The 6321-nt window shown below is 67.5% G+C and carries 8 protein-coding genes; 5 read left to right on the top strand and 3 right to left on the bottom strand.

The features are described from left to right. From AC5RWT_RS33250 to AC5RWT_RS33230, 5 genes are all read left to right on the top strand, one after another. The coding region (locus AC5RWT_RS33250) for an FGGY-family carbohydrate kinase (RefSeq protein WP_494083939.1) at positions 1-791 on the top strand (791 nt) is incomplete at its 5' end. A 15-nt stretch (positions 792-806) separates the two neighbouring features. Beyond that, a complete protein-coding gene (locus AC5RWT_RS33245) occupies positions 807-1529 on the top strand; it encodes an SDR family NAD(P)-dependent oxidoreductase (protein ID WP_494083938.1) in 723 nt (240 codons plus the stop codon). 160 nt (positions 1530-1689) lie between these two features. Beyond that, positions 1690-2712 (top strand): DUF808 domain-containing protein, encoded by a 1023-nt coding sequence (locus tag AC5RWT_RS33240; RefSeq protein WP_494083937.1) that lies wholly within the window; start codon positions 1690-1692, stop codon positions 2710-2712. Between the two features lie 131 nt (positions 2713-2843). After that, positions 2844-3518 (top strand): potassium channel family protein, encoded by a 675-nt coding sequence (locus AC5RWT_RS33235; protein WP_493967407.1) that lies wholly within the window; start codon positions 2844-2846, stop codon positions 3516-3518. Then, positions 3515-4189, top strand: a complete 675-nt coding sequence (locus AC5RWT_RS33230; RefSeq protein ID WP_494083936.1) for a potassium channel family protein — start codon at positions 3515-3517, stop codon at positions 4187-4189. Before AC5RWT_RS33235 ends, AC5RWT_RS33230 begins: the two co-directional genes overlap by 4 nt. 52 nt (positions 4190-4241) lie before the next feature. Here AC5RWT_RS33230 and AC5RWT_RS33225 read toward each other — a convergent pair whose 3' ends face one another. The 3 genes from AC5RWT_RS33225 to AC5RWT_RS33215 form a co-directional block, all read right to left on the bottom strand. Then, positions 4242-5024, bottom strand: a complete 783-nt coding sequence (locus tag AC5RWT_RS33225; RefSeq protein ID WP_494083935.1) for a DUF3159 domain-containing protein — start codon at positions 5022-5024, stop codon at positions 4242-4244. A 3-nt stretch (positions 5025-5027) separates the two neighbouring features. Continuing rightward, positions 5028-5285 carry a hypothetical protein gene (locus AC5RWT_RS33220; RefSeq protein ID WP_494083934.1) on the bottom strand — a complete coding sequence of 86 codons (258 nt, stop codon included), beginning with the start codon at positions 5283-5285 and terminating at the stop codon, positions 5028-5030. Between the two features lie 82 nt (positions 5286-5367). Further along, positions 5368-6105 (bottom strand): DUF3710 domain-containing protein, encoded by a 738-nt coding sequence (locus AC5RWT_RS33215; protein WP_494083933.1) that lies wholly within the window; start codon positions 6103-6105, stop codon positions 5368-5370. Positions 6106-6321: the final 216 nt, after the last annotated feature.

Genomic DNA, 6321 nt, shown 5'->3' with positions numbered 1-6321 from the left:
TCTGCGCGGGCACCGTCGACGCCTGGGCCGAGGCGTTCAGCGCCGGCGTGCGGCAGCCGGGCGACCTGATGCTGATGTACGGCTCCACCATGTTCTTTGTTCAGGTCCTTGGGCAGTTCCGCGCCGAACCCAAGCTCTGGACCACGGCCGGGGTAGACCAGGGGTCCCTCACACTGGCCGCGGGGATGTCCACCTCAGGAAGCCTGACCACCTGGTTGCAGCGGCTGCTCGGCGACGTCCCGTTTGAGCAGCTCATCAGGGAGGCCGCTGCGGTGCCGCCGGGATCCGACGGACTGCTGCTGCTGCCCTATTTCGCCGGCGAACGCACGCCCGTCTTCGATCCCGACGCCCGCGGCCTGATCACCGGCCTGTCGCTGCGCCACGAGCGGGGCCATCTGTTCCGGGCCGCGTACGAGGGCATCGGCTTCGGCATCCGGCAGATCCTGGAGTACCTCGAGAACGCCGGCGAACCGATCCGGCGGGTCATCGCCGTCGGCGGCGGCACGAAGGCCAGGCTCTGGACTGAGATTGTCAGCAACATCACCGGACGCGACCAGCTGGTCCCGGAACAAACCATCGGTGCCAGCTACGGGGACGCGCTGCTCGCCGCCATCGGAACCGGGGCAGTCCCCGCCGGGACCGACTGGGCCCGGACGGCGGCAACGGTGAAGCCCGATCCGGCCACCGCCCCGCTCTACGAAAAGCTCTACGCCACCTACGGGCTCCTGTACCCGTCAAACCGGGAGCACATGCACGTGCTCGCCGCCCTGCAGGAACCGGCGGACGAGTAAGAGGCCCGGCAGAGCATGAGAATCCTGGTCACCGGTTCCGCCGACGGCCTGGGCCGGGCTGCAGCTGATGCCCTGCTGTCAGCCGGACACAACGTCGTCGTGCACGCCCGCAGCCAGGACCGCGCGGCCGTCCTCGACTCACTGGTCGACCGCGGCGCGGACATCGTGGTGGGTGATTTCACGGACCCTGGGGCGGTACGGCGCATCGCAGCGGAACTGAACGATCGGGGCCCGCTCGATGCGGTGATTCACAACGCCGGCGTTTGGCGTGGGCGGGCAGTGATGCCGGTGAACATCATTGCCCCCTACCTCCTCACGGCGCTCCTCGAAGGACCCACGCGCCACGTGTATGTGAGCAGCGGTTCCCACTTCGCAGGGCGTCCATCGCTTGCCGGGGTTGACTGGCATGGAAGGACGCCAGGCTCTTACGCGGACAGCAAGCTGTTCGTCACCACACTTGCCGCCGCGGCCGGCCGGATCCACCCCGAATTGCTCAGCAACGCCGTGGACCCAGGCTGGGTCCCGACCAAGATGGGCGGACCGGGCGCTCCCGACGACCTCGATCTTGGTCACGAGACCCAGGAATGGCTCGCCACGAGCGACCAGCCCGAAGCGCTTACCAGCGGCGGGTACTGGTACCACCGGCAGCGGCAGCAACCTCACCACGCAGTCAACGACCATTCCTTTCAAGACCACCTCCTGCGCACCCTCGCCGGGGAAACCGGCGCCACGCTCTAGACGTGCGTCACGGACGCGCGGCCGGACAAGTGCCCTTGAGGCGCTGGCACTGACCAGTCGCGGTCTGCCCGCCCCCGTATACTTTCAGCATGCTGATCATCCGTTTGAATCGTGGCCACCAAGCCCGGCAGCCCGCCGTTGAGCAGGGCTGGGGCCATCGGTGAGCGGCGGCCTCGTCGCCCTGCTGGATGACGTCGCAGCCCTGGCCCGCATAGCCGCCGCCTCGCTGGACGACGTCGCTGCCGGTGCTGCCAAGGCGGGCACCAAGGCCGCCGGCGTGGTGATCGACGACGCAGCTGTCACCCCGCAGTACGTGTCCGGGGCGGACCCGTCCCGCGAACTGCCGATGATCAAGCGGATCTTCTGGGGTTCGCTCCGGAACAAGCTGTTGATCATCCTGCCGGCGCTGCTGCTCATCAGCGCCTTCATCCCGGTGGTGATCCCGTTCATCCTCATGCTGGGCGGCACCTACCTCTGCTACGAGGGAGCCGAGAAGGTCTGGCACAAGCTCCGCGGCCACCATGCGGCCGAAAAGGCGCCGGCGGTCGAGCGGGGTCCAAAGGCGGAAGCCAAGGTCACCAAAGGCGCCATCACCACCGACTTCATCCTGTCCTGCGAAATCATGGTCATCTCGATGAACGAGGTGGCCAATGAGTCCCTGTGGGTCCGGGCGCTCATCCTGGTCGTCGTGGCCATCGCCATCACCGTGCTCGTGTACGGCGCCGTCGCACTCATCGTCAAGATGGACGACATCGGTCTGCACCTGACCACCAAGGACTCTGCGGGCTCGCAGCGCTTCGGCGAACTGCTGGTCAAGGGCATGCCCGCCGTGCTGGCCGGGATCACCCTCGTCGGAACCATCGCCATGCTGTGGGTGGGTGGTCACATCATGCTGCAGGGGGCCTACGACCTCGGCTGGCACGCTCCCTACGACCTGGTCCACCTCCTCGAGGCCCCGTTCGGCGGGATCGCGGCGGTCGGCGGCTTCCTGGCCTGGCTCGTGAACACCCTCTGCTCGGCCGTCCTCGGACTGGCCTGGGGCCTCGTTGTCATGGCGATCGTGCACCCGCTGCTGAAAGTGCTGCCGTTCGGCAAGAAGAAGGGCGGGCACGAAGAGGGCGACGTCCGCGCCGCCGTCGGCGGCTATCGGCGGTCGGCACGCGACGCCGATCCCGCCCCCTAGCTACTAGCGGGACGTCATGCCGTATTGCTCTGGCTCCTGCCCTTGGCGTGGCCAGCGTGCAGGCGGTTCGGAGTTATGGTTGCAGTAGGTTTTGAATCCCGCGGCAGCGGGCGGGTGCCGGAAGGACGTGGATGGCGCACTTTGTGATTATGGGCTGCGGGCGTGTGGGCGTGACGCTGGCCCACACCCTGGATGATTCCGGGCACAGCGTAGCCATCATTGACCAGGACGACCGGGCCTTCCGCCGGCTGCGCTCCGGCTTTTCGGGACGCAAAGTCACGGGTGTCGGTTTCGACCGGGACACGCTGCGGCACGCGGACATTGAAAACGCCTACGCCTTCGCAGCCGTTTCCAGCGGCGATAACTCCAACATTCTGGCTACCCGCGTGGCGCGTGAGACATTCCACGTGCCGCACGTTGTGGCCCGGATCTACGATCCCGGCCGCGCCGAGATCTACCAGCGGCTCGGCATCCCCACCGTAGCCGCGGTGCGCTGGAGCGCTGACCAGGTGCTGCGTCGCATCCTGCCTGAACAGAGCATCAAGGGTGATTTCCGGGAGGCATCCGGGCGCTTGATTCTGGGCGAAGTCGCGCTGGATGACGGTTGGGTGGGCCGGCAACTGAGCGAGATTGAAGCCGCTTCCGGCGCCCGGGTGGCATATCTGACCCGCTTTGGCGAAGGCATCCTGCCCGCCCCGGGCGCCCGGTACCAGAAGGGCGACATTGTCCACGCCATGATGGCCATGGATTCGACCTTCGAAATCGACAGAGTCCTGTCCAAACCGCCGGTGGAGGAGTCCGAATGAGGGTTGTGATTGCCGGTGCGGGCAGCGTTGGATCGTCGATTGCCCGCGAGCTGCTCTCGAACAACCACGACATCCTGCTGATCGATCCCAAGCCGGAAGTGATTGGCCGCAGCGGACTGACGGGGGCCCGGTGGCTGATCGGCGATGCCTGCGAGATCACCACGCTGCGTGAGGCCCGGCTCGAGGACGCCGACGTGGTGGTCTCCGCGACCGGCGACGACAAGGTGAACCTGGTGGTCTCGCTGCTGGCCAAGAGCGAGTTCGGTGTCAACCGCACCGTGGGCCGGGTGAACAACCCCAAAAATGACTGGATGTTCGACGATTCCTGGGGCGTGGATGTCGCCGTCAACACCCCGCGCCTGATGACTGCCCTGGTGGAGGAAGCGGTGGAAATCGGGGACCTGGTCCGCCTGCTGACCCTGCAGACCGGCATCGCTTCCATGGTGGAGTTCACGGTCCCCGCGGACTCCGCGCTGATCGGTCAACGTCTGGGCTCCATCGACTGGCCGCAGGATGCGACAGTGGTGGCCATCCTGCGGGACGACGCGCCGATTACGCCGAGCCCGGACGACGTGGTGGAAGCCAGCGACGAGCTCTTCTTCATCACCACGATCGCCGCGGAGGACGCCCTGCGGGCCGTCCTGACCGGCCGTCCGGCGTCCGCGGAGTAGCTCGGGCGGGAGACGGGCCCAGAGGGGCCGGTTCGCCTCAAGGGAGTCCGGCTCAGAGGGGCCGGGTCGCTTCAACGGCGGCCGGGCGGGAGACCAGCCATGCCAGCCACAGCCCCAGCGCGTACAGCGGCACGCCCATGATCAGCCGCGTGGTGCCCAGCGCCACCAGTCCGTCCTCACCCATCAGGTAGAGCGGAACCTGCACCGCGAGCCGCAGCGCCAGCACCGCTATCAGAATCCAGGTGGCGATGGCGTAGGCCCGCAGCCGGTTCGGCTGCTTGCGCCAGGCGGTGCCCTCGCTGCGGATCATTCCGAAGATCAGGCCCAGCGCCGGCCACTTCACGGCCACGGACACCAGCATGGCCAGAATGTAGGCGGCATTCGTGATGAAGCCCCACACGTAGAAGTCCTCGGCGCGGCCCGTGGTGTTTGCCACAAAGGCGCAGATGGCTACGCCCACCAATCCGGAGAAGGCTTGTGTGGCGGAACCCCGTTGCACCAGGCGCAGCACGGTGAAGACAGCGGCAACCGCCAGCGCGCCCAGGAGCGCCGGCCCGAGTTCGCGGCCGATGGTGAAGACCACCAGGAAGATCACTCCCGGCAGGATGCTCTCGGCCAGTCCGCGGACGCCGCCAACGGTCTTGAGCACGTCGATCTGGCCGTTGTCGCTGCGGTAAACCCCTGCACGCGCGGCATAGCTGCCAGCAAGTGCTTCGGCGGTGCCTTCACGGTTCCCCTCCTCCCCCTGCGGTTCAGGCCGGGGCACCGGTTGCTGTCCGGGGTCGCGAGGGGGCACGTTGTGCTGCGGAGCGGAGTCCGGTTGTTGATCGGTCATAGGTCAATTCTCCAACGGACTGAGGATCTCATAGCGCGGGTTGTAGATGGTCGCTGTCCCGTCTACCCGGAACAGCATGCCCTCGAAGGCGAGACGGATGCCTGCCGTGATGCCGGGGACGCGCCGCTGCCCCAGCCAGATCAGCCTGACCCGCGGGTGCCCTCCGCCGCGGGATGTTCCGGGCCCTTGCTGGCCCGCGTCGGTGACGACGGCGGAAAACCTCGGCGCCTGCCCTGCCGGCACGATGGTGATCGCCTCCACCAAGCCTGTGCCCGCAACATGGCCGCGCTCCGGGAACCTCCCGATAGAGCCGTCGGGCGGCCTCGGCGGAGCGACGTGCCGGTCAGCCAATCTCGGTGATTTCCGGACCCCGCTCAGGGGCAGTCAGCTGTGGTCCCTGCCGTGGGGCGTCCTGTGCTGCAGCGGGCGGCTGCGGAGCGACACCCTTGGGCATCTTCAGCTGCAGCAAATCCTTGGGCGGCATCGGCTGGGTGCCGCGGACCACCACGGTGGCACGGAAGAGTTCCTCGAGGTCCGCGGCCTTGGTGCGGTCCAGCGCGGCAGGGCCGCCAATGACGCCGCGCAGGAACCAGCGCGGCCCGTCGACGCCGAGGAACCGGGCCACGCGGTAGCCCGTCTTTCTGTCCGCGGACTGGGCCGGCAGTTTGGCCACGACCTCTGTTCCCATCGGCCCGTCGATTTCCTGGACGGTCCCGCCCTGTGAACCGACTGAACTGGCGATCTGGGTGCGGATCTCATCCCACAACCCCCCGGACTTCGGCGCGGCGAAGGCCTGTAGCTGCAGGTTGGAACCGGCCAGGTCCAGCGTCACGGCAACCACCCGCTGGGACTTTTCCTCGACTTCCAGCCGCAGCTGGAGACCATCGCGGGGACGAATCTTCAGGGCGCCCAGATCCAGGTAGCCGTCCCCGGTGTCCTGCTCCGAGTCATCGTAGGGACCGTGGCGGCGCGGGCCGTTCTCCGGGGCCTGCTCGGTGGCTTCCTCGCCGGATACTGCATCGCCAACTGCCGGCTCTTCGCCGTCGTTCTGGTTTTTCTTTTTGGAACGCCCAAATGCCATAGCCTGCGTTTCCTCTTCCTCCGGCACTGGACCGGGTTGCTCAAAGCCTGCGCTGAGGTGCTGCCGCCGCCTCAGGATGGTGGTCAGGCACGCGTACGTTCTCAGGGCGCGCGCCCACCCCGCTAACCGGAGCCGAACCCGCCCGTGGATCCAAACCCGCCGGCACCCCGCACAGACTCGGGGAATTCGGCCACCAGCTCGAAAGCGGCCGTTTCC

Source organism: Arthrobacter sp. Dra40 (assembly GCF_059091905.1).
This window is presented reverse-complemented; position numbering and strand designations above follow the sequence as displayed.